General features: G+C 54.7%; 19 protein-coding genes. 10 read left to right on the forward strand and 9 right to left on the reverse strand.

Annotated features, from left to right (window positions below):
• Nucleotides 1–34 precede the first annotated feature (34 nt).
• Entirely contained in the window at nt 35–925 is an 891-nt protein-coding gene (locus J4772_RS00255; RefSeq protein ID WP_209073705.1) for a LysR family transcriptional regulator, read from the forward strand.
• Between the two features lie 270 nt (nt 926–1195).
• Here the strand turns inward: J4772_RS00255 and J4772_RS00260 are convergent, their stop codons facing one another.
• The gene (locus J4772_RS00260; protein WP_209073706.1) at nt 1196–1840 is read right to left on the reverse strand and encodes an MCP four helix bundle domain-containing protein; all 645 of its coding nucleotides are present in this window, start codon (nt 1838–1840) and stop codon (nt 1196–1198) included.
• 209 nt (nt 1841–2049) lie between these two features.
• Between J4772_RS00260 and J4772_RS00265 the strand changes: the two genes are divergently transcribed.
• Nucleotides 2050–3453 (forward strand): hypothetical protein, encoded by a 1404-nt coding sequence (locus J4772_RS00265; protein WP_209073707.1) that lies wholly within the window; start codon nt 2050–2052, stop codon nt 3451–3453.
• 93 nt (nt 3454–3546) lie between these two features.
• Here J4772_RS00265 and J4772_RS00270 read toward each other — a convergent pair whose 3' ends face one another.
• On the reverse strand, nt 3547–4440 hold the full coding sequence (locus J4772_RS00270) for a LysR family transcriptional regulator (RefSeq protein ID WP_209073708.1): 894 nt from the start codon (nt 4438–4440) through the stop codon (nt 3547–3549).
• A gap of 108 nt (nt 4441–4548) precedes the next feature.
• Here J4772_RS00270 and aroC point away from each other — a divergent pair, with 108 nt between their 5' ends.
• The 4 genes from aroC to J4772_RS00290 all read left to right on the forward strand — a co-directional run bounded on the left by aroC (nt 4549) and on the right by J4772_RS00290 (nt 7743).
• Nucleotides 4549–5607: a chorismate synthase gene (gene aroC, locus J4772_RS00275; protein WP_209073709.1), complete on the forward strand. Its 1059-nt coding sequence runs from the start codon at nt 4549–4551 to the stop codon at nt 5605–5607.
• A gap of 102 nt (nt 5608–5709) precedes the next feature.
• Nucleotides 5710–6138, forward strand: coding sequence for a VOC family protein (locus tag J4772_RS00280; RefSeq protein WP_209073710.1), 429 nt, complete (start codon nt 5710–5712; stop codon nt 6136–6138).
• A 27-nt stretch (nt 6139–6165) separates the two neighbouring features.
• Nucleotides 6166–6750, forward strand: coding sequence for a TetR/AcrR family transcriptional regulator (locus J4772_RS00285; protein ID WP_116063284.1), 585 nt, complete (start codon nt 6166–6168; stop codon nt 6748–6750).
• Nucleotides 6751–6849: 99 nt separating this feature from the next.
• Nucleotides 6850–7743, forward strand: coding sequence for an alpha/beta fold hydrolase (locus J4772_RS00290; protein WP_209073711.1), 894 nt, complete (start codon nt 6850–6852; stop codon nt 7741–7743).
• A 109-nt stretch (nt 7744–7852) separates the two neighbouring features.
• Here J4772_RS00290 and rbsK read toward each other — a convergent pair whose 3' ends face one another.
• The gene (rbsK, locus tag J4772_RS00295; protein WP_209073712.1) at nt 7853–8779 is read right to left on the reverse strand and encodes a ribokinase; all 927 of its coding nucleotides are present in this window, start codon (nt 8777–8779) and stop codon (nt 7853–7855) included.
• Nucleotides 8776–9726, reverse strand: a complete 951-nt coding sequence (locus tag J4772_RS00300; protein ID WP_116063281.1) for a nucleoside hydrolase — start codon at nt 9724–9726, stop codon at nt 8776–8778. The genes rbsK and J4772_RS00300 overlap by 4 nt, the downstream gene beginning before the upstream one ends.
• A 163-nt stretch (nt 9727–9889) precedes the next feature.
• Between J4772_RS00300 and J4772_RS00305 the strand changes: the two genes are divergently transcribed.
• Nucleotides 9890–10648 (forward strand): helix-turn-helix transcriptional regulator, encoded by a 759-nt coding sequence (locus J4772_RS00305; protein ID WP_181917925.1) that lies wholly within the window; start codon nt 9890–9892, stop codon nt 10646–10648.
• A 237-nt stretch (nt 10649–10885) separates the two neighbouring features.
• Here J4772_RS00305 and J4772_RS00310 read toward each other — a convergent pair whose 3' ends face one another.
• From J4772_RS00310 to J4772_RS00325, 4 genes are read right to left on the reverse strand one after another with little or no spacing between them, the layout of a single operon-like run.
• Entirely contained in the window at nt 10886–11275 is a 390-nt protein-coding gene (locus J4772_RS00310; protein WP_209073713.1) for a hypothetical protein, read from the reverse strand.
• A 59-nt stretch (nt 11276–11334) separates the two neighbouring features.
• Complete coding sequence (locus J4772_RS00315) at nt 11335–12333, reverse strand: hypothetical protein (RefSeq protein ID WP_209073714.1); 999 nt, start codon at nt 12331–12333, stop codon at nt 11335–11337.
• Nucleotides 12334–12369: 36 nt separating this feature from the next.
• Entirely contained in the window at nt 12370–14766 is a 2397-nt protein-coding gene (locus J4772_RS00320) for a glycoside hydrolase family 95 protein (protein WP_209073715.1), read from the reverse strand.
• Nucleotides 14756–16822: a beta-galactosidase gene (locus J4772_RS00325; RefSeq protein ID WP_209073716.1), complete on the reverse strand. Its 2067-nt coding sequence runs from the start codon at nt 16820–16822 to the stop codon at nt 14756–14758. Before J4772_RS00325 ends, J4772_RS00320 begins: the two co-directional genes overlap by 11 nt.
• Before the next feature lie 407 nt (nt 16823–17229).
• Here J4772_RS00325 and J4772_RS00330 point away from each other — a divergent pair, with 407 nt between their 5' ends.
• Together J4772_RS00330 and J4772_RS00335 are read left to right on the forward strand one after the other, a co-directional pair.
• The gene (locus tag J4772_RS00330; RefSeq protein WP_209073651.1) at nt 17230–18474 is read left to right on the forward strand and encodes an IS110 family RNA-guided transposase; all 1245 of its coding nucleotides are present in this window, start codon (nt 17230–17232) and stop codon (nt 18472–18474) included.
• A 188-nt stretch (nt 18475–18662) separates the two neighbouring features.
• Nucleotides 18663–20183, forward strand: a complete 1521-nt coding sequence (locus J4772_RS00335; RefSeq protein WP_209073717.1) for a cellulase family glycosylhydrolase — start codon at nt 18663–18665, stop codon at nt 20181–20183.
• A gap of 6 nt (nt 20184–20189) precedes the next feature.
• Here J4772_RS00335 and J4772_RS00340 read toward each other — a convergent pair whose 3' ends face one another.
• The gene (locus J4772_RS00340) at nt 20190–20621 is read right to left on the reverse strand and encodes a universal stress protein (protein ID WP_209073718.1); all 432 of its coding nucleotides are present in this window, start codon (nt 20619–20621) and stop codon (nt 20190–20192) included.
• 448 nt (nt 20622–21069) lie between these two features.
• On the opposite strand from J4772_RS00340, the gene J4772_RS00345 reads away from it, so the two are divergent.
• The gene (locus tag J4772_RS00345; protein WP_209076798.1) at nt 21070–23019 is read left to right on the forward strand and encodes an ABC-F family ATP-binding cassette domain-containing protein; all 1950 of its coding nucleotides are present in this window, start codon (nt 21070–21072) and stop codon (nt 23017–23019) included.
• Nucleotides 23020–23564: the final 545 nt, after the last annotated feature.

A 23564-nucleotide genomic window follows, 5' to 3' on the forward strand; every position in this document is an offset into this window, starting at 1 on the left:
CACAATTGGAATATATATCGGAGGGGATTGTGGAATGGAATTTCAACAGCTTCTTTATTTCGCGGAAGTCGCCAAGCAGCTAAGCTTCTCGAAAGCGGCGCAGTCGCTTCATAGCTCGCAGCCGTCGCTAAGCAAAGCGATCAAGAACTTGGAGGAAGAGTTAGGAGTCGTGTTGTTCGACCGTACGACTCGGTATCTGCGGCTGACGGACGACGGAGAGGTCGTGCTGAAATACGCGATGGAGACGATCGCGATGTCCCGTGATCTTCAGTCGACGTTAAATGAAGGGAGGCAATTGAAGCGGGGGAAGCTGTCTTTAGGGCTGCCTCCCGTTATTGGATCGAGTTTCTTTCCGAGAATGATTGCGGATTTTCGCGGCGAGTATCCGGGCGTGCAGCTTCAGTTGGTCGAAGAGGGCGGCAAAGTGGTGGAGCAACTGGTCAGGGAAGCTAAGCTGGATGTAGGTGTGGTCGTCTTGCCGGTGGACGAGGAGCAGTTCGAGGTATTTCCTCTGGCTGAGCGTCAGCTATCGTTGATCGTGAATTCGAGCCATGCGTTGGCGGGGGCACAAACCGTCCATCTTGCGGAATTGAAAGAGGAGCCGTTTATTTTGTTCAGAGAAGGTTTCTCGCTTTATGATCGTGTGAGAGAGTCCTGCATACAAGAGGGGTTCGAGCCGAAGATCGCTTATGAAAGCTCGCAATGGGATTTTATCGGGGAGATGGTCGGGGCCGGACTGGGGATCGCTTTCCTTCCGGATACGGTGTCCAGAAAAATCGATCTGGGGTCGGTTAGCGTGATTCCCGAGACGATTCCGCCGATTCGTTGGGATCTTGCCGCGATCTGGAGCAAAAACCATTACCTCTCCCACGCAGCTAGAGGGTGGATTGAGTTTATAAGGCGGCAACAGGTTCGCGGCAATTGATTTGATGGACGTGGCTGTCCCATAGTGATCTGCAATCTCTGATCTTGGTTGATTTATATGGTTTTTCCTACAAAAGTTCGTCGTTATAGCCTGAGCAGAGCAGCTTTGTACGATTTTCCGAACAAAAGTCTGCTCTTTAAGCCTGATCCGAGCTGTGTTGTACGATTTTTCGACTACCTTCTCTGCGTAAACTCTTGTGTGCAAATGGATCCGCTGCTTGCATCGGAATGAGGTACATACCACTTGCAACTTTATTATCGATTATCTTGGCTAGCTCTTGAAGCGTTGAGTAATGTCGAACAAATCCTGCGACATCTTGGTCAGCGAGCCAACGGCCGAGGAGATTTCCTCCAATGTCGCGAGCTGCTCTTCCGAAGCCGCAGCAACGCTCTCCGTATTGGAGAAAGAGACTTGCGCAATGCTTTTCATATTATGAAGCGATGCGGCAACCTGCTGCGAGCTAGCCGACATTTCCTCGGATGCGGCGGAAACCTCTTGAATCTGGCCGGAAACCGCTTGAACCGAATAAAGAATGTTGCGGAAAGCTTCTCCGGCTTCTTGCTTTTGGTATTCAGCCTGAGCCCGCTGCGACAGCTCAATCTGCTCCAGCTCTTTGCGCGTTGCTTGGTTGCTCGCTCTAGTTTCGGTAATTTGCTCTTGGATTTGCATGATCAGATTCGGGTCGACGGCTACGAGCAGCTCCGTCTGATACAAGTCGATCTGAGAGTTCCCGAACAGCAGCTTGTTGATCAAGCCGTTCGGGATCATCTGCTTCTCGTAGATGGCGCGGGCATTGTTGCCCATCGATTGCATAAAGGTTGTTCCGATCGTTCCGATTGCAAATAAGAAGAGAATAGACAGTCCAAGCATGCTGAAAATTTTAGTTCTAATCTTCCAATTTCTAATCCAATTCATGGTAGTGTACTCCCCTGCTGAGTGTTGTGGGTAGCTCCCGATTTACGGCAGCCCGGCTGCAAAAAGTGGATTGTATCGTTTTCATGAAGCTGTTGTTTCCTGCGGTTTATTTGATCTTGTTGGGCGCATTTCCTGCCTTCGATTCATATGGATGTATTTTCTAAATAGCTTTACAATATTGGGAGGTGAAAAGTCAAAGGAGAGAAACGATGAACAGTTCCTTTCAATTTATGCCCCTCAACCAACTTAAGGATCGCTTTCCCGAAGATTCCTGTTGGGCGAAATTCTATCAGGACTTTACCGACGAGCACATTGCCGCTTACTATGCCGGAGATTTAACGTTGCCTTCTCTCGATTTGGATTGGGAAAAGCCGTTTCCGGATCAGACGGAGACGATACTCATTTTTATCGATGGGAACTTTACGGTGGACAACCTCTACAATGAGGAAACGGATGGCGCTATCGGGCTTATGGTGATGGGGAACTTGACTGTCCAAAATATGGCGGTAGGCGGCCAAGAGATCTATGTCGAGGGCGATCTGCTGGTCGAAGAAGTTCTGTGCGGCTCCTACAACCACGGAGAAACGATCGTTCGAGGCAATCTGAACGCAACGGTGCTAGTTCAGGATGACCAATACCGTATCACAGCGGGCGGTGAAAAACGGTTCGTGTGTACGGTAAACGCGTGGGAGGGGGATGGCGTCTGCCAGGAGCTTCCCGTAGACATTCGCGATGTGCTAATCGACGACGTTTTCCTGGATGATGAAGATATTGAGGACGAAGAGGTCGGTTTTCTGTTCGGCATGCTTGTCTCCACGCTTAGGAAAGGTCGTTCTGCACTGAAAGATTTGAACGAAGCGCTCCAGAGAAAGGGAGCCGTCCACCTATACTTTACCGACAACGCGCTTAATCAAGAAAATATTATGAAACTGATTCAGTGTGTACTGATGCCCGGCGATAAGCACTATTTCGACTTCACTGAGCGGGGCGCGTATTTCAAAGTAAATCGGGAGTATGTTGATGGGGACGGGGATCTACAGACTCCTAGCGTGTACATTAAGGATGAGCGGAATCACTATTTTATTTCACTTGAGGAAGACGAAGTCGTTCATCTGTTGAGAAAAGCGATGGATGAAGAGGCGATCTGGGAGGACATTACAGGTGAACCTCAAGAGCAATTGGCGGAGTTTAATTATTATTGGATCATGCTGCTGACCTGCGTTAATGTGGCCGAGCTGTATTTGCCGGTCGTGGATCGGGGTGACTTCGAGGAGCTTTTCCAGCATCCGGCCATTCAGGCACTGGACCCGGCAGGGGAGGACAACGACGGGTTCTGGGATGGCTCCATGTATTATCGTTTTCGTCAGGCGCATACGGACGAAGACGGGGACGAACTGGATGCGCGAATGGAAATACAGACTCATGATGGCTCCTTCTATTTCTATACGTTGGATAATGACAAATATGTTTCCCGGCATTATCAGCCACCCAACGAATATGGACGCCAAGACATTTCCTATCTAGACTCCAAACGTTGGGAAGCCTCCGAACGCTATTTCGCGAGGTTCAAGCATTTTATCTCCCGGGAAATAGCGGAAGGTTCTCATAATTAGAATCCGGCGCTTCCGAATACGCCCTTACCCGTTAAGCTTGCCGAAAGGCAGGCTTTTTTTAGCCTCTGCCTGCCAGGGCGGAAGCCAGCACCGTTAGCTATCGGTAGATTGCTGCAGCATCTCGATGAATGCCTTGGCCGCAATGGACGGGGCCGACTGTCTCCGAACAGCGATGCCAATGTGGCGGTCAGGTAATGGAACGACTGTACGCAGCTCCTTCAGAGAGCCGCTCCGGATTCTGGACATCACGAATGCCCGCGGCAAGAACGCCGCCCCGTATCCCCGCTCAACCAATTCCGTAATCATTTCAAGGCTATTCAGTTCGAAATCGGCTTCTACGGAGACCCCCTGCGACCGAAACCACATTTCGACGAAGGAGCGCGTCGTGCTGCCCGGAGAAAGCATCAAGAGCGGAAGTTCTGTTATCTGTTGCGTGGTCAGCGGTTCTTTTTGCAAGTTCGCGAAGGCCTTCCCCACAACTACGCAAAAAGGCGAGACATGGGAGGAGACGATCTCAATCTCGTCATCCGATATGGGCAAGTAGACATAACCGACGTCCAATGAGCCCAGCTTCAGCCGCTCCAAGATGAGGTTTGTCTTTTCCTGAGAGAGCTGGATGCGAATATCCGCATAGCGAGCATGAAACTGTTCGAGCAGAGGGACAACGAAATCCTTGATAATGGCGCCGTTCGCACCAATTCGCAGATTGCCTTCACTAAACTGCTTCAGCCTCTTTATTCGCCGCTCGGCGGAATCAAGCTCCTCAAACGCTTGCCGAACATGCAAATATAGGGCTTGTCCTTCTTGCGTTAATCGCACGCCTTTGGATAATCGGGCAAACAGCTCCACGCCCAAAGCCTCTTCCAACTGCTTAATCGCATAGCTGACGGAAGGTTGTGTCATATTTAGGCTTTGAGCGGCCTTAGTCAGGTTGGAATATTCGGCGGCATGGAGAAAAATTCGGTACCATTCCGTATTGGCAATCACTTGTCATCAATCCTCTCTATGACAAAGATCTGTTTTTGCGATTTCATTTATTTCAAATATACCTTTAAACTGATCGTAAAGGAATTAAAAAGCGGGAGGTATATGGCTATGGCAGGCAGTACATTCGGAGAAAGATTAAAAGTGACTACGTTCGGCGAATCTCACGGCGAAGCGGTAGGCGTCATTATAGACGGCATAACGCCGGGCCTTGAGTTGGACGAAGCCTATGTACAAATTCAGATGGATCGCAGAAAGCCGGGGCAATCCTCAGTCACGACTCCTCGGCGGGAATACGATAAGATTCGTATCCTATCCGGTCTATTCGAGGGCCGAACAACGGGGACGCCGATGTGCATTATGCTGAACAACACAGACATGCGCCCGTCGGCTTACGACGATATTAAATCAATGTACCGTCCTGGACATGCGGATCTAACCTATGAGAAGAAGTATGGTCTTCGAGACTATCGCGGGAGCGGCAGAGCCTCGGGCAGAGAAACGGCTGCTCGGGTGGCTGCAGGCGCGGTGGCGCGCAAGCTGCTGGAACGACGGGGAGTCTCCGTGTTGGCGTACACGACGGAGGTCGGGGGAATCCGCTGCGAAACGTTTGAACCGGATGCCATCGAACGCAACCTGGTGCGGGCATGCGATCCCGTGGCGGCACGGAGCATGATTGAGCGGATTGAACAGCTATCCGCGAATGGCGACAGCTGTGGGGGAATCGTGGAATGTCGGATTAGCGGCGTTGCGGCGGGGATCGGGGAGCCCGTGTTTGATAAGCTGGATGCAGAGCTAGCCAAGGCCATGCTTTCAATCGGCGCGATCAAGGGCATTGAGTTCGGCGCGGGCTTCCAAGCGGCCGCTATGTTGGGGAGCGAACACAACGATCAGATGGATCGGACGGGATTTCTGACGAACAATGCCGGAGGAATTATCGGCGGGATCAGCACCGGAGCCGACATCGTATTCCGAGTGGTAGTCAAGCCGACATCGTCCATCTCCGTCTCGCAACAGACCGTCGACATGTACGGCAAGGAACGGGAGATCGTGACGGAGGGCAGGCACGATCCCTGCATCTGTCCCCGCATCGTGCCGGTAATTGAAGCAATGGCATGCTTGGTGATCGAGGATCACTATAAGCGGCAAGCAGCGTTGCTCGACGAATAACAGGCCTCTTGTACAAACGTCAGCTAATTTGCAATTATCATTTACATACATACTGTATGTATGTTAATATGAATGCAATCCTAGCCGAGAGGTGATATTATTATGAAAGCTTCCAGCTTTTATCCCGTCATTTTAACCGATCAAGTTAGCGCTACTGCAGCATTTTACGAGGCTCATTTTGGATTCGAAAAGGTTTTTGAAGCGGATTGGTACGTAAGCTTGAAGTTGACCGGCAACGATGTGCCCTATGAATTGGCTATTCTTGACGCTTCTCATCCGACCGTTCCCGATGCCTATCGGACCAAAGTAAGCGGATTGATTCTAAATTTCGAAGTAGACGACGTCGATGCCGAATACGAACGCCTTATCCGGGGAGCGCGACTGCCGTTGGAACTCGATATCCGAAGCGAAGATTTTGGACAGCGGCACTTTATTACTGCGGATCCCAACGGAGTATTAATCGATGTCATTACTGTTATTCCGCCTTCAGAGGATTTCAGCGCCCAATACTCCGAAGAGGTATGGAAGTAGGGGGGCGCAGGGGAGAGCTAGTCGATTATGAGAAGAAGTAAAGCGGCGACAGCGGAGACGATTCGTAAGCTGGTCGAGATCGCCAGAACCCATTTTACCGATTATGGATATGCCGATGCGGCATTGGAATCGATCGTGCATGAGGCGAATCTGACGCGGGGAGCCGTTTACCATCATTTTCGCAGTAAAAAGGACTTGTTCCGAATTGTGCTTGAAGACGTCCAGCGAGAGGTTGCCGAAAGGCTGGAGCAGGAGGCCTCGACAAGCGAAGACGTCTGGGAGCAGCTCTACTTGGGTTGCCGAGCGTTTATTATGGCCGCCGTTGAAGAGCGAAATAGGCGTATTATGCTGATCGACGGACCTGCAATTCTGGGCTGGGAAGTATGGAGAGAGATGGATAAAAATCACTCTATGCGCTTATTGAGGGGCCAGCTTGAGATTATGCAAGAGCAGGGGCATTTCCGGCGGGTTCCCCTTGACGCCATGACCCATTTTATATCCGGCGGTTTGAATGAGACGGCGCTCTGGCTTGCCAACGAGTCCCAGCAGCCTAATGCTCTCGATGAAACGATGAAGGTGCTTGCCGTATTCTTGGGAGGATTAAAGCAATAACGATTCGCTTGCTTGGAGCAAAGAGCATCATTAAGAGGGGGAACCTCACAAAAACATTAGGCATAAGCTGAATAATGCCGACCGAAAGGATGTTTTTGGATGTTCCCTTATCAACCGCCGATTCATCAACTTCCCTATTTCTATTACGGACCTATTCCCCGAGGTTTTAACTGCACGCCTTATTCGGATAGCCGATGGCCATGGCAGCATAGCGCTCGAGAGTCGGGCGAAAGCTATCGACCGTTTCCTCAGCAGCAGCAACGACTTACCTTTGTGCTTGTTCACGGCTCATGGGCGGACGCCCATTTCTGGGACGGTATAGCGGCCGAACTGCGCAGAAGAGGGCAGACCGTCTACGCGCCGGAATATGCCGGTCACGGCAACGATCCGAACAAAGCGGTCACGCACGCGATGATCACGAAGTCGGTCGTCGATTTTGTGACAAGGCTGAACCTGCATGACATTACCCTCGTCGGGCATAGCTTTGGCGGGACGGTCGTCCAGAAGGTCGCCGAGCAAATACCGGACCGCATCAAGCGTCTCGTCTTTTGGGATGCGTTCGTACTGAATGACGGAGAAGCGCTTGCCGACGAGGTACCGCCCGCAACCAGGCAAGGCTTCGAGCAGCTTCGAGCGGCATCGAGCGATGACACGATTATGCTGCCATTTCCGTTGTTTCGGGAGTTGTTCGTCAATACGGCTCCCTTCGAGGTAGCCAAACGGATCTACGCAGGCGTCACTCCTGAACCGGCGAAACCTCTGTTCGAGAAGCTGGATCTTAAAGCGTTCTACGCGCTGTCGACCCCCAGAAGCTACCTTTATTTTTATCAGGACAACGTCTTTACGGGAGCGGAAGGGTTCGGCTGGTACCCTCATATGGCCTCGCGGCTTGGACTATTCCGCTTAATCGTAGGCGATGGGGACCATATGACCGATTCGCGCACAAGGCCGGCTATGGTTGCGCAGAAGCTGTACGAGGCGGGGCGGGACTGACATGACATATGGAAAATACAGATTATCTTCCTCAGAGGGATCGAGGGGGATTTTTTTTGTGGAACCGCTCGAATTCACTTCAAGCGATTCCATATAGTAAACAAAACGGCTAGCTCATCCAGCTCGACAGTTCCTCCAAAGTCGGCATACCGGTCTGAGCTCCTTCTTTCGTTACGGATAGCGCTGAAGCTTTCACGGCGGCGGCGAGCGCCTCCGGCAGCTCCAGTCCGCCGGCCCACGCGGCGGCGAGCGCTCCGTGGAACGTATCGCCCGCCCCCGTCGTATCGACAACCGTCACTCGATGGCCGGGCACTCTGGCAATTTCCCCATCTCCCAAGGACAGCGCAGCGCCGTTGGCCCCCAGCGTGACGATGATTCGCGAAGCTCCGCGCATATGCAGTTTGTTCGTCGCTTCTTGAAGCACGAGCGGATCGTCCAGCCGTTCCTCTCCGACGAGAGCCGCCAATTCGGTCTCATTTGGTGTAACGATGTCGGCCAGCGGCAGCCATTCGTCCGGGAATCGACCGGCCGGAGCGGGATTAAGAACCGTTTTCTTGCCGTAAGTTTTCGCCAGCTTGAGGGCTGCCTCAACGGTGTCTTGAGGAACCTCGAGCTGGACGAGAACGATATCCGCCTCCTCGATCAAGCTTGCGTTAGCCGCGACGTCTTCGGGCCGAAGCTCGCCGTTGGCGCCCGGAACGACGACGATCTCGTTTTCCCCGCCCGAGACGAGAATCGAAGCGATGCCAGACGCTCCTTCCGTTACTTTTACGCCTCGTGTGTCGATGCCTTCCGCTTTTAGTCCCGCAAGCAGTTCGCTGCCGAAATTATCGCTCCCGATCGCGCCGATCATACGGACATCCGCCCCCAGACGAGCTGCGGCAACGGCCTGATTCGCCCCTTTGCCGCCGGCAAAATAAGCGATGCTCCGCCCCATGACCGTTTGGCCCGGTTGAGGGAAAGCCGACGATTCGACGACAATGTCCATATTGATGCTGCCAACTACCGCTACTACAGGTCGATTAGGCCATTTCATCGTTTCTCACCTTCGCCTTCGCCGGCATATTGCTCCAGCTTGGAGAAGAGGTCTTTAAATACCCGGTTCCTGTCGGCAAACAGGGCAATGCGAATCCAGTGTCGCGTCGGACTGCGGCTCCAGGTCCCCTGGTCGGTTACAATAGGGCTGTGAACGAGACAGCTTGGAATAAATTCGGCGTCGATCAGCCAAGCGACCACCGAAATGTCCCAAATGACCCGAGAATAAGCGTAATGATCATCGCTGCATTCCTCGAACCGCTGCGCAAGGAAATCTCCGATCCGCCCCTTGCCCTTTACATATTGGTTGATCTCCGGCAAAGTCGTGATCAAATGCGAAGCGACCCCGACGCACGGAACAAGAACAAGCGGCACTCCGCAATCCAGCACGACGCGAGCTGCCGGTATGTCCTGAATCAGATTAAACTCGTTGGTATCGGGCCAATCCAGCGTATGTCCTCCTAGCCAGACGACCACGATTTTCTCGATAATTTTAGGCTCCATCAGAATAGCTGAAGCTACATTGGTAATCGCGCCGATCGCGACAACATAAAGAACCTCCTCGTCCGGGGTGCGCAATGCTTTCTCGACCAGATCGCGGGCTGCGGGACTGTCTACCGGCGTACCGTCTGCCGGTAAATACTGCTCCGAGCCTCTGAAAGCAAAGCCTTCCGCAGGATGGTCCATCCGCTCCAAAATATCAAGAATCTCCTGATAGCTTTTTTCCATGCCGTCTTTCGGTCCGCTCGATTTCTCATTAAAGAAGGGGGCGGCGTAGATCGCTTGAAGATTCAATTTGTTCTTGGATAGCAAAGAGTAAGCTACGGCAAACTGATCGTCGATCTCATTAAAGGTGTCCGTATCCAGCACCATGTTGACTTTGCCTGTCGGCGGTTCAAGGCGGCTGAGACGAAGTTGCTCGGAAAGCTTGGGAAAAGAGGTTGGCATAAGTACTCGCACCCTTTCGGAAAATCGCAATTCTACGATTGTATGATTTGGTCTTCGTTAATATAATAATAAAGGAATTGTTCTATGTTTTAGTATCCTTTAATGGTCGATATATTATATGATTTGGCTTTTTAGACGATGGCTGAGAGAAGGGGATATCGAGATGAATTGTTCCTTCGATTTGTTCTTTGCCGCGGAGCGGGATGCGGAGAGCTATATCGATTTTCATAGCCACGGGGGATTCGAAATTGTATTTTATGCTTCGGGGAACGGGACCACGACGATCGGAAACCATACGTATTCATATAGCAGCGGCCAATTTACGGTTATCCCTCCGGGGCATAAGCACGATGAGTACAGGCGCGACAAAACCAAGGTCATGTTCGTTAACTTTTCCTACGACCAAGTTCCGATCCATCTTCAAACCGGCTTATATCGCGACGATCCCGACGGCCGCATTCACGACTTGTTGGAAAAGATGGCTGCGGAGCTTCAAAGCAAAAACAGCTTCTATCACTTAAAGTTGAACTGCCTTCTCACAGAGCTGATTATCGAGGTCGGGAGAATTATTGGCGGCGATGCGCCGAACGAAACTCTGGAGATTGATGAGAAGCTTCGCTACGCTCAAAATTACATCGAGCAATATAACTGCGATAAAGTCGATTTTGCCGATCTCGCCGAGACGCTCGGATACAGCTATCATTATTTCCGACATCAATTCAAGGAGAAAACCGGATACTCGCCGATTCAGTACGTCATTCGCAAGCGAATCGATCAGGCCAAAAAACGGCTTGCGGGAAGCAGCGACTCCGTAACGACGATCGCCATGGAATGCGGCTTCTCCACGCCTCCGCAATTTTGCATGCTATTTAAAAAATATGTTGGGACCAGCCCTCAGCAGTATCGGAATTCGAAGGTTTAAAGGTTCCTCCACAAATAACAAAACAGTCCACTCCAGCGGATGGACTGCTTTTGTATGCAAACAAGGGGCTCGAGGGATTGCTCGAAGGATGCGAAGGAGATGAACGCCACTTCCGGTTGAAGATCGAGCAGCTGCGAGATCTTTCTCTAAGCCTAGCGGAGGAGTATGTTAATTAATCGGCATATCACAGAGAGAGCGTCCCCACATGAGCCGCTCTCTCAATGTGCCAATACGGTATCAAGATTTGCTGAAAGGGAAGTAAGCACCTTCGACTTCGACCTTCAGTTCATTGTTTACGGTCATATATCGAACTTCTATGACACTGCCTTTTTGAAACGACGGAATGTTAATGATCGGGATAACGGTTCGCACCATGGCATGGATGGCTTCGCCATCCGACTTGACGACGGTTAGATCGATCAGCACCTCCGGTTGATCGTCCAACTGCACGTTGGTTTGCTCGATAGAGTTGATGGTCGCTTGAGCGGGGATGCCGTTCTCAAGGATGGTTCTCCGCTGGGAGATTTTCGCTTTGCCTGCTCGCACATTCTGGACAACCAAAGCGATCGTGAGCGATGACGTAAGCAATGAGACGGTAATGAAAATAACAACAATCGTCGTTGTCAATGCCGCCCACCTCGCTTTCCTATTTTGCTATCCAGTGTAATGGAACAAAATAAGGAAGTCTATTCGATTCTTATTTGCAGTGCGCTTGCGACTTTCGTATAGTCTTCCATCCAAGCAGACACTTGCTCTTCGTCTGTCCGGTCGAACCCCAGAAACCTGGTCAATTCGGGGCGCTGCCGCGCGAACTCCGGACGGTCGTAAATCGCTTGCGTCAGTTCCGTGAAATGGATAGTATGGACGCACCATTTATGAACATACAGAATGCTGCTTTCGTATCCCCATTCCAACTGCCCATCGCAGGCTTTTTCCAGAAATTCCGGAGCGTTGCGTCCCCATGCGGCGCTTGCAATCGAGAAGAGATCATTTTTGGCGGCAAACAGCTCTTCCTTCATTTGCGTCTTATTGCCCGTCAATCCGTAAACCTCCGTAAAAAGACGGTACAAATCGAAGCTTCCCAGCTTGCGAGAATGGAGTTTCAGCAAATAGACGGTACGATTCTGGCTTCTGGGCAAAATATCGTGCTGCCAATAATAGGCCAGCATTAGCTCGTTCACGGCCAGACGAAGGGAGGCATGAGCGCTTGCGGGGCTGCCTTCATCAAGTAGCCGTATGGCGGTCCCGTATCGTTCATCGGCGCGTTGCTTCGCCTCCCGTTTCTTGACCGACTTAATGCGGTCGTCGAACAAAGCACGATCGTAAATCTGCTTGAATGCGGCCAGCAGCCCCTCGGGGTCGTGAACGATGCGGCATTGGTAAACCTGAATAGGAAAGCTCAGCGCTCCTTGGATACTCCCGTCCTCTGCATAACGATCGAGGAAGGCTCGAACGTTGGCCACGTTGATCTGAATAATTTCAACGCCCAGGCCGTCAATGACGTTAAAATAGTCAAACGCCGGGCGGTATACGTCAACGAACAGGCAGAGCTCGAGATCGGAGTGCTTCCAGACGGTTCGCCTGGCAACGCTTCCGCCAATGGCGATCCCTCGTACACCGTTGACCGCACGGTATTGCTCGGCGATTAGAACCGCCTTCCTATAGATTTCTGATTTCCAGTTCATTGTCGTGCTCCTCTTGTTAAGGCCGACCTGAAGGAATTAATTATAAGTTGCCTCTATTATATATCTTCCGCCCTGCAGGGTGGCAAACTGCGCCTCGCAGCGGTCGTCGGTTAGCACTCTTTCTCCGGAGTCGGCAGAGACGACGGCGAAAGGCCCCCCCGCGCGCACTTTGCAGGTCCGTCCGTTACGGGAGAGAATCTCGGCTCTCGTCAGTCTGCTATCTCGCCACTCCATGGCCACCTCGAAGCCCCCGCGCGCCCGCAAGCCGCGAATGCTGCCATCGGGCCAAGCCGAGGGGAGCGCCGGCAGCAGGCGGATTTCTCCGCCATGACTTTGCAGCAGCAGCTCGGCGATCCCCGCGGTCGCTCCGAAGTTCGCTTCGATGGTAAGCGGATAGAAGACGAGCTTCGGATGGCGATGCGCATTGAACAGATTCGGAAACGGGTTGCGGAGCAACTTCTCCAGATAGTCGTGAGCCATATTTCCATCCTCAAGCCGGGCATACATGCTGATCATCCAGGCGAAGCACCAGCCGATCGTATCGAGCTTTTCATGCTCTCGTCTCCGTTTAAGTGTCGCCTTGACCGCCTCAGCGAGCTCGGGGTCGCGGGACGGAATAATCTCGCTCCCCGGATGCAGCGCATACAGATGAGCGGTATGCCGGTGCCCCGGCTCGCTCTCTTCGAAATCCCGATACCATTCCTGAAGCTGTCCATATTGGCCGATTTGCAGCGGAAGAAGCCGGCCTGCAGCTTGTTCCAGCGTTCCCCGGAATTCGATGTCGATGTCCAGGAGCGAAGCCGCTTCGATGCAGTGGGCGAACAGTTCCCGGATCATGGACGTGTCCATCGTCGAGGCAATGCTGACGGCCGCCTTCTGTCCGTCCGGGCCGATAAACGTATTTTCCGGGGAAGTAGACGGATTCGTTACGAGATGTCCTTCGCCATCCTCGACGAGCCAGTCCAGACAAAATTCCGCGGCGCCTTTCAGGATCGGATAGGCCCGCCGTTTCAGGAAGTCGAGGTTCCCGCCGAATTCGTAATGCTCCCACAGATGCTGGCAGAGCCACACGCCGCCCATCGGCCAGAATGCCCAACTGGCCGGTCCCTTCGACGGACCGCCGGACGGAGTGGCCGTCCGCCACAAGTCGGTGGAATGATGGGCGACCCATCCGCTGCTATTATAATGGATCTTCGCCGTCTGCGCCCCTGTTATACTCAGATCGTCCAACAGGTCGAACAGCGGCTCGTGGCATTCGGCCAAATGATTCGCTTCCGCCGCCCAATAATTCATTTGCGTATTGATATTAATCGTATAGCAGCAGGCCCACGGCGGACGGGTCATATCGTTCCAGATGCCTTGCAGCGTCGCCGCCTGCGTGCCAGGGCGGGAACTGGAGATCAGCAGGTAGCGACCGTATTGGTAGAAGAGCACCGCCATCTGCGGATCGTTCTTCCCGGCTCGCCGCGCATCGATCCGCTCATCCGTCGGCAGGCCGTCCAGGCCCGGAACGTCGAGCCGCCAATCGACGCGCTCGAACAAGCGGCGATAATCGGCCGTATGGCGAGAGAGCAACTGCTCCCAAGTTTGCCCCGAAGCTTCATTCAACCGGGAGATACAAAGCCGCTCTGGATCTTGGCCGTCTTTTCGCGGGTCGCGGTCGAAACCGTTGTAGCTGGTCGCCGCAGCCAGCAGGAACACGGCCTCCGTCGCATTGCGAACGACGATGCGGTTGCCGTGCGTCTCCACCTTCCCGTCCGTCGAAGCAGCTTGGAGAAGCACGGCGAACGTCAGACCCTGCCCGTCTTCGTAAAACACCGACTGTTCGGTGTCGACGTGATAGGGCTCGACATGGACCGGACTCTGCCCGGTCAATGCAATGCGGCGGTCGTCCGCCCGTTGCACGGAATAGTTAAGCGGACTGTCGAGCGAAGCTTGAAAATGCAGCTTGCCCGGGCGGTCGACCGCCAGTCGGACGACCATGACCTGATCTGGCGCGGAGACGAATACCTCTCTTGTATGGAGAACGCCTTGGCGAACGAAACGGGTACGGAATACGGCGTCCCGCAAATCCAGCTCGCGCCGGTAATCCTCGACCTGTTCGACCCCGTCGAATTCCAGCCGCAGATCCCCCATCGCTTGATACGATTCGACCCACGGGCCGAGCATATGCTCTTCGATCAGAGCTTGCGCCTCCGCGTAACGTCCGGCGAAATTCAGCCGCCGCACCTCTTCCAGATACGCTGCCGCCCCGTCATTGTTCGGATCGGTCGGCCGCCCGGACCACAAGGTATCTTCGTTGAGTTGGATCCGCTCGTGCTTGATTCCTCCGAAAGCCATGCCGCCCAGTCGCCCGTTGCCAATCGGCAGCGCTTCGACCCACTCCGCGGCAGGCCGTAGATACCAGAGCTTGAGCTTGTTCTCATCGTTCATCGATTTCACCTTCCTGCGTAGCGCCTTGCAGAATTAGTACGCCTTTGGGAGGAAGCGCGACCGTTCCCGTTAGAGTAGAGCCGGATAGCAGATCCGTGCATGCAGCGACGCCAATGTCCACCTGCGCCTCGTCGTCGCGATGGTTAAGCACGAACGTAAAGCGGCCGTTGGCGTTGACACGCTGCGTAACCTCGACGCCGCGCGGGGTATCCAGCAGCGGCTTGATGCCCTTCCGCCGGCACAGCTCCGCAACGAAGTCCGATAGAAACCGCTGCTCCGGACTGGATGCGATATACCAGGCTTCTCCTTGGCCGAAGCGGTTGCGTGTGAGCGCGGGTCTGCCGCGATAGAAGTCGTCCCCGTATTCCGCCAGCACTTCGGCGCCTTCCGAATGAATCAGGTCGCAGAGTAGGCCGCAGGAATAGGAGCCGCTAACCGAGCCTAGCGATTCTTTCATGACGATCGAATTGTGTTGATCGGGGAACAGAGCATCGAGCTCTTCCGCCCATAGCCCAAGCAGCTTTCGCAGCTCGCCCGGGTATCCGCCGAGCGCAACCAGATCGCTCTCGCCGACGATGCCGCTGAAAAATGTGGTGACGAACGTTCCGCCCCCGCGCACGTAATTTTCCAGCTTGGCGGCATAGCTCGGCTTAACCATGTAAAGTACGGGAGCAAGTACGAGGTCGTAGGCGCTCAGATCCGAATCCACGCCGATCAGATCGACCGGAATGTTCCGATCATAGAAAGCGTCGTAATACCGCTGAATCTGATCGAGATACTTCAGCGCGACGGTCGGTCCGCTGGAGTATTCGAGCGCCCACCAATTGTCCCAATCGAAGACAATGGCCGCCCGCGACGTCGTTCTGGCATCGAGCAGCGTGTCGCCCAGACGCTTTAATTCGCCGCCGAGCTCCGCTACCTCCCGAAATACGCGGGTATGCTCGTGGCCGGCATGGTCGATGATCGCGCCGTGAAACTTCTCGAACGCCCCTGCGTTTCTGCGCATCTGGAAGAACATAATGCTCTCGGCCCCGCGCGCAATCGACTGATAGCTCCACAGCCGCATGACTCCGGGACGCTTGAGCGGATTGACGTCCTTCCAGTTAAGCACGCTGGGGCTTTGCTCCATGAGCAGGAACGGATCCCCGATCTTCAAGCCGCGCATCAGATCGTGCCGCATGGCGATCTGGCTCATGGGCATATCGTTCGTCGGATAGCTGTCCAGCGCGATGACGTCGATCTCCTTCGCCCACTTGAAATAATCTAGCGGCTTGTAAGCCCCATTCCCCTGAAAGTTCGTCGTCACGACCGCGTCGGGAATGACGGCCTTGATCGCGTCTCGCTCCAGCATATAGCATTCCAGCAAGCTATCCGAGGCGAACCGGGCATAATCGAGAGAGATGCCCTGGAACGCCGTCTTGTCCGGATTGGCCGCATCGATATGCTCGGACAGCAGGCTGGGGAGGACGATCTCCTCCCAGCTGTAGAACGTGTGGCCCCAGAAGCGCGTATACCAGGCGTCGTTCAAGGCATCCAGCGTTCCGTACCGTTTCTCCAGCCATAGCCGGAATGCCCGCTCGCAGTTATCGCAATAACAGCGCCAGCCGTACTCGTTGTTCACATGCCAGAGCAGCAGCGCGGGGTGGGTCTTGTATCGCTCGGCCAGCTTGCCCGCCATAAGCGCCGAATATTTACGGAAGGTCGGGCTGTTCGGACAGGAATTGTGCCTGCGTCCGAACTTCTTTTTGCGGCCTTCGGGATCTACAGTCAGCACGTCCGGGTATTTGAGCGCCATCCAGGCCGGATGAGCGGCTGTGCTCGTCCCCAGGCATACCGCGACGCCGTTCCTGTGGAGCTCATCCATGACCTCGTCCAACCATTCGAACCGGTAAGTTTGCTCGTCCGGTTGATTCAACGCCCAGGAAAATACGTTTAGAGTAACGATATCGATATCGGCCAGTTTGAACAGGCGCATATCCTGGTCGCGGATTTCCCGCGGCCATTGCTCGGGGTTGTAATCTCCGCCGTAGACGATTTTCGACCACTTGCGTTTCATGAACGCACCCTCCTCGTATAGTATTTTTTGAAGGCAGTTATAAGCCAATTTCCATCCCCCGAGGGGGATGAAGGCCGCCTTCAGAATTTCCAGCTTGCTCTTTGAAAATTAAATTTGGGACTGGACTTTCCGGCATGCCTCTGGACAATGGATTTTAGGGTCCATTCGGGGAAATTCTTCTGCCTCCTGTAGCATCGTCTACATCTAAAGTCTGTTTCTCCGGTACTCGTCTGAGCTTCTTACCCGCTGGCTGTTCCCTTCGGCAAACCATGCCCAGCAATAGCAGCGCTGGGGCAGCTCATGGCCCGAAGTGTGTCCTCATATGCGAGGGTGATTGATCTGCGAGTGCACCGGAGGCATCCCGGAGCGTCCATTCCCTGAATCCCTAGAGAAAGGAGGATCTCCACTTGAAACTATTTGTCGGTATTGACGTCAGTTCGCAAGAACTGGAAGCGTGTTTCATGAATTCGGATGGCGACAAGGTTGAGACGCTTACCGTGAAGAACGATTTGCATGGCGCTTCTCACCTACGCGACCGCATTGTTGCTGTAGCGGACAAGCTGTCCGCTTCCGAAATCCATATCGGGCTTGAGGCTACCTCGGTCTACAGCTGGCATCCTGCGATGTATATGCATGAGGATGCGGCACTCAAGGAACGCAAGGCCAAAGTGTTCACCATCAACCCGAAGCTCGTCAGCAAGTTCAGAGAAGCGTATCCGGATCTTGACAAGACCGACCGTCTCGATGCTTGGGTCATTGCGGACCGTTTGCGCTTCGGCAGATTGACGACGACCATCGTCATGCAAGAGCAGTACGTTGCCTTGCAGCGGCTTACCCGCATGCGGTTTCATATGGTCCACAGCCTGACGCGCGAGAAGCAGTACTTCCTGCAGAACCTGTTCTACAAGTGCAACGCCTTTACGTCCGAAGTCGAGAGCTCCGTATTCGGACATGCCATCCTGGAGATGCTCTCGGACCAATACAGCCTGGACGACATTGCGACCATGGATGTCGCGAGCTTGGCTGACTATCTCAGAGACAAGGGACGCAATCGCTTCCCTGACGCAGAGAACGTCGCTCGCTGCATTCAGAAAGCCGCCAGAGCTTCTTACCGGCTCTCCAAAGTCGTCGAGGATTCCATCGACCTTGTGCTTGGCACATCCATTCAGACCATCCGAAGCATTCAGGCTCAGCTCAAGGATTTGGACAAGGCCATCTCGCGGATTCTGGAAGGCATGCCGGGCGCCCAGTGCCTGCAATCCGTCCCCGGCATCGGCAAGGTCTACGCCGCCGGCATTCTCGCCGAGCTTGGCGACATCTGGCGCTTTAGCGATCAAGCCGCTGTCGCCAAGTACGCTGGGCTCACATGGCGCAGGCATCAGTCCGGCCCCTTTGAGGCCGAGGATACTAAACGCATTCGTTCCGGCAACCGATTCCTTCGCTATTACCTGGTTGAAGCTGCCAACTCGGTGAAAAACCGCGATGAAGAATTCGGCGAGTATTACCGGAAGAAATACAAGGAAGTACCCAAGCATCAACACAAACGCGCCCTCGTCTTAACGGCAAGAAAACTTGTGCGTCTGGTCGATGTGCTGCTACGCAACGGCCAACTCTATACGCCTCGAAGGAAGGTGACGACTGCGAAGGATTGACGCCTCCTTTGCCAAAGTCCATTACGGATTCCCAGTAAAAATCTGGTTATTCACTTGATTTTCGGCTGGGTTTAGTTTGATGTGCCCATTTTTCATGACTGATCTAACTTACAGCCAAAAAAATTTCCAATTCATTCGAGGTTAGCGCTTGACATCATACCGCTGGACTTTACGAGGAGGACATAGCTATGAAAAAACTCAGAGCTCAAGGGCAGCGTATCGTTAACGAGGACGGAGCGCACGTCATTCTTCACGGCGTCAACCTGGTCTGTAAGGAGAAAAAGAAAGGGTATGTGGAGCCGTGCGACGAGGGGCTGTTTGCCTGGTTTCGCGAACAAGGCTACAACGTTGTGAGATTGGGGCTGATCTGGGACGGCGTGGAGCCGGAGCCGGGCGAGTACGACGACATCTATCTCGGCAAGATCAAGCAGCAGGCCGCCTGGGCGGAACAGAACGGCATTTATGTGTTTCTCGACATGCATCAGGATTTGTATAGCGTTTTGTATGGGGACGGGGCGCCGGCTTGGGCGACGTTGACCGACGATTTGCCTCATGTGGAGGGGCAGCTGTGGAGCGACGCTTATTTGGAAAGTCCGGCCGTGAACCGGGCGTTGGATCGTTTCTGGGACAATGCTGCGGGGCCGGGAGGCGTCGGCTTGCAGGAGCGGTATGCGGCGATGTGGCGGCATGTGGCGGAGTTTTTCTCCGATTGTCCGAATCTGATCGGCTACGATCTGATGAACGAGCCGTATCCGGGCACGGACGGGCAGGAGGTGCTGGGCGCGATTATCGCCGCTTACGCGGAGACGGTGCTAGGGCTGACGGATGCCGATCCCGGGCAGCTCGCGGAGCTGTGGTTCGACGAGGAGAAGAAGCTGGAAGTGCTGGCAGGCATGGCGAAAATGGAAATCTATCGGCCGCTCGTCGAGAGTGCGACGGAAGCGTCTCAACGTTTTGAGCGGGAGAAGCTGGCGGGGTTCTTTAATCGGACGGCTGGCACGATTCGTGAGGTTGATCCGGAGCGGCTAATGCTGCTGGAAACGAGCTATTTTGCCAATATGGGCATTGAGTCCGGGCTTCAGCCGTTGACGGACAGGTCGGGAAATCGGGATGCGGGTATGCTGTATGCGCCGCACGGCTACGACTTGGTCGTCGATACGAATCACTACGAGGCGTACAATCAGGATCGCGTCGATCTGATCTTCTCCGTTCATCGTCGCGTACAGCAGCGCTTGAATGTTCCTGCGCTGATCGGGGAATGGGGGGCGTATAACGACCATCCGGCCACCTGCGGCTTGACGAAGGCGATCGTTGCTTTGTTCGAGGAATACTTGTGGAGCAGCACGTATTGGTGTTGGACGGACGGTTTTAAGGAGGCGCCTTACGCGGCAGGGTTGAATCGGGCGTATCCGCAAGCGACCGGGGGCGAGCTGTTGCGATACCGCTACGACTACGATGCCGGAAGGCTCGAAATGGAGTATGTATCGGACGGAGGAGAGACGGTAATCTATCATCCGCAGGCCGCTCGTCTGGGCGAGGGGGCTGTCGTCATTACCGGTGCGGAAGGCTGTCAGGTGGAGATTCGACCTTACAGAGGCATGGAAAATCGTCAAGGGGAAAGTCGGCCCGACGGAGGCGCGCAGGGCGGTCTGGTGACCGTGCGCGCTCCGAAGGGAGATGCTTCCGTATCCGTGCGGATCGGAGGGTGAGTCGGCTTATTTCATGACCATGACCGGGATGCCCGAATGCAGGATGACGTTATGGCTGACGCTTCCGACCATCAGCTCCCGGAACGCGCCGAGCCCTCTGCTGCCGATGATGATCAGATCGCAGTCTGAGCCGTCCGCGTAGTCGAGAATGGCCGAAGCCGGCGACCCGGCCAAAATCACGACATCCGTATCGGACAGGTCGCCGATTTTTTGCTTCACGCTGTCGATAATCTTTTCTCCGTGTTTCTTGACTTCTTCCTGATAGGATTCAGGTTGAGTGAAAGTCATATCGCCGATCGCGACAGGCTGTAAGTTGATGACATGCGCTACGGTGAGTCGCGTTCCGGCATCCTTCCGAGCGAGTTGAATCGCTTTTTCGAGCGCTCTGCCCGCCGGCTCGGAGCCGTCATAAGGAACGAGAATATGGTTGAAGATCATATACAGTCCTCCTTGATCGTTGTAGAGGTTGTTCAAAAAGTTCAATTCTGATCACGAAGCGGTTCAAGAAGTGGATTCGACGTCGAATCTTGAATTCAGCCGGATCTTCCGGTACTCACGTAGCTTCCACTACGCTCCGTTCCTCATCACCGGTCTTCATTCAACCTTCTTGGTGCTGAGATTCGAACTTTTTGAACATTTCATCTTACTGTCCAAGTTACTCCGATGAGAAGCAATAGTCAAATTCCCCATGCCCTGCGGCATGAATGACAGCCTCCCGGCCTTGTGCGAATGCGCAGGATCGGAGGGCTGTATTAATGGGCGGCAAGTCGCGTTTCCACAGGAAAAAAGAGAGGAGAACGGACGTCGCCTGGCGGAACTCGATCAGAACTATGATATGATACGGTTAGCGTATTTTATCTTATCTACGAAGAGAGTTGATGTGGGCATGCATCTGATGTCCGTTGAGAATATTTCCAAGAGCTATAGCGACAAAATATTGTTCGAAAACGTGACGTTCGGCGTCGAGACCGGGGATAAAGTCGGCATTATCGGCGTGAACGGCACGGGCAAATCGACGCTGCTGAAGGTAATCGCGGGTGTGGAGCCGCCCGATTCGGGCCAGGTGACGACCGGGCGCTCCGTCGTGCTGCGCATGTTGGCCCAGGACCCGACGTTCGGGCCGGAGGAAACCGCGCTGGAGCATGTGCTCGGGGGAGATTCGCCGCAGCTTCGGGTTGTGCGCGAGCATAGCGCGGTGCTGGAAGAGCTGGAGCGGCGTCCGGACGATTCCGGTTTGCAGGAACGGCTGATCGCCGTCAATGCGAGAATGGACGAGTTGAACGCATGGTCGTTGGAAAGCGAGGCGAAGGCCGCGCTGACGAAGCTCGGCATTGTCGACGTATTTGGCAAAGTAGCGACCTTCTCGGGCGGGCAGCGCAAACGCGTGGCCATGGCGGCGGCGCTGCTGCAGCCGTCCGATGTGCTTATTCTGGACGAGCCGACGAACCACATCGACAACGATTCCGTCGCCTGGCTCGAAGGGATGCTGCAGAAGCGCAAAGGCGCGCTGCTGATGATTACGCACGACCGGTATTTCCTGGACCGGGTCAGCAACCGGGTGATCGAGCTGGATCGCGGCTCGGCGCATTTCTATGAAGCGAACTACAGCCGGTTTCTGGAGCTGAAGCTGGAGCGGGAGGAGCGCGAGGCCGCCTCGGAGGCCAAGCGGCAAAATCTGCTGCGCAACGAGCTGGCCTGGATCCGGCGCGGAGCGCAGGCTCGTTCGACGAAGCAGAAGGCAAGGATTGACCGCTACGAGGCGCTGAAGACGCAGGGGCCAAAAGGCGCCTCCGGCAAGATGGACGTGTCGGTAGCCTCGACGAGGCTTGGCAAGAAGATTCTGGAGATCGAGAATTTGCGGAAAAGCCTTGGAGGCCGAGAGTTGATTCGCGATCTGAGCTATATCGCGGTGCCGGAGGATCGCGTGGGCATCGTCGGGCGCAACGGAAGCGGGAAGTCGACGCTGCTTAAGCTGATCGCCGGGAAGCTGCAGCCGGACGCGGGGCGCGTGGAGCTGGGTCCGACGGTGAAGCTAGGCTGGTTCAGCCAGGAGCACGAGGAGATGGACGAGTCGCTTCGGGTGATGGAGTATATCCGCGAAGGGGCCGAGCAGGTGAAGACCGCGGACGGAACGACGATCTCCGCGGGCCAGATGCTGGAGCGGTTTCTTTTTGCTCCTGCGGTGCAGTGGTCGGTCATTTCCAAGTTGTCCGGCGGGGAGAAACGGCGTCTGCAGCTTATGCGGGTGCTGTTGAACGCGCCTAACGTGCTGCTGCTGGACGAGCCGACCAACGATCTGGACATCGCTACGCTCACGGTGCTGGAGGATTACTTGGACGAATTCCCCGGCGTAGTGATCGTCGTATCGCACGATCGGTATTTCCTTGACCGGACGGTGGATCGCATTCTCGCGTTTGAGGGGGATGGCGTCGTTGCCGAGCATACGGGCAACTATTCGGATTATCAGGCGTATGCCGAGCGGCAGGAAGCGGAGAAGCAGGCCGCGGGTGCTCCGGCGAAAGCTTCCGGGGCATCGACGGCGGGGCCGGCTGCGGCTGCTGCTGTGCAGGAACGCAAGGAGCGGCCTCAACTAAAAATGTCGTATAAGGACCAGAAGGATTTCGAACAGATCGACGGCTGGATTGCTGAGGCCGAAGAGGCGCTTGCCGCTGTTGCTTCCCGCATGGAAGAAGCTGCGAGCGACTCCGGACGGTTGCAGCAACTGATGGAGGAGCAGACGGCGCTGGAAGCGAAGCTCGACGCGCTATTGGAGCGGTGGACGGAGCTGAACGAGCTTGCCGAGCAGATCGCAGCTAACAAGAGCGCGCGGGGATAAGGCCAATATTGTCAGCGGTTTGTGTGCTGTGCGCTATGCGCGCTCACGGCCGTTTTGGCCTTGCCCCGGGGCTTGGGTAGCGTGGAGGCACTTTCTTGGCCTTCGCTCCGGGGCATGGGTAGCGTGGAGGCACTTTCTTGGCCTTCGCTCCGGGGCTTGGGTAGCGTGTAGGCACTTTTTTGGCCTTCGCTCGGGGGCATGGGTAGCGTGTAGGCACTTTTTTGGCCTTCGCTCCGGGGCTTGGGTAGCGTGTAGGCACTTTTTTGGCCTTCACTCCAGGGCTCGGGTAGCGTGTAGGCACTTTTTTGGCCTTCGCTCCAGGGCTCGGGTAGCGTGTAGGCACTTTTTTGACCTTCGCTCCGGGGCTTGGGTAGCATGTAGGCACTTTTTTGGCCTTCACTCCCGGGCTCGGGTAGCGTGTAGGCACTTTTTTGGCCTTCGCTCCGGGGCTCGGGTAGCGTGTAGGCACTTTTTTAGCCTTCGCTCCAGGGCTCGGGTAGCGTGTAGGCACTTTCTTGGCCTTCGCTCCGTGGCTCGGGTAGCGT

The organism is Cohnella sp. LGH (assembly GCF_017671885.1).
Lineage (GTDB): Bacteria > Bacillota > Bacilli > Paenibacillales > Paenibacillaceae > Cohnella > Cohnella phaseoli.